This window comes from Mesorhizobium sp. M7A.F.Ca.MR.362.00.0.0, from assembly GCF_004023175.1.
Classification (GTDB): domain Bacteria; phylum Pseudomonadota; class Alphaproteobacteria; order Rhizobiales; family Rhizobiaceae; genus Mesorhizobium.
On record NZ_RZTF01000086.1, the window covers coordinates 1 to 693 of the forward strand.

A 693-nucleotide genomic window follows, 5' to 3' on the forward strand; every position below is an offset into this window, starting at 1 on the left:
ATGTACCATAGCTGAGATCACAGAGTCAAGAAAAAATTCCTATCGCGAACAGGTGCCGTTCGCTGCCTGGACGGCGCAGGGCCTTCCGGAGGGCACCGTCTAAAACGCCGTCCGCACCCTGAGCCGCAGGATCGTCAGCAGGCTGAAGCCTCGCACCAGCAGGAAGACGTGCAGCGCCGCCCAAAGTCCATTGTTGCCGAAGGCGGGCGCAAGGGTCAGCAGCGCGGCCGCGAAAACCAGGAACGACAGCAGCATCATGTTGCGCATGTCGCGCGACCAGGTCGCGCCGATGAAGACGCCATCCATCTGGAACGCCAGCACACCGCTCAGCGCGGTGAATGCCGCCCACGGCAGGTAGATGTCGGCCACCGAACGGACTTCCTCCGATGTCGTCACCAGTGCGACCAGATTGGCGCCACCAGACAGCATTACCAGCGTCGCGGCTCCCGCCAGTCCGAAACCCCAGAACAGCGTCAGCCGCACGGCCTGGCGGAACGGTGCGGCGGCACGTGCGCCGACGGCACGGCCCGCCAGCTGTTCGGCGGCGGTGGCAAAGCCGTCGAGGAAATAGCCGGCGACGAGGAAGAAGTTCATCAGCACGGCGTTGGCGGCCAGCGTCACCGTGCCGAACTGCGCGCCCTGGCGGGTGAACAATGCGAAGGCGGCGAGCAGCGAGAACGAGCGGATCATGAT

The 693-nt window shown here is 64.9% G+C and carries 1 protein-coding gene; it reads right to left on the minus strand.

Features of this window, described 5'->3' with window-relative positions:
* Nucleotides 1-99 precede the first annotated feature (99 nt).
* Nucleotides 100-693 (minus strand): MATE family efflux transporter (locus EOC06_RS42485; RefSeq protein WP_245469575.1); only part of this gene is annotated, 594 nt, incomplete at its 5' end.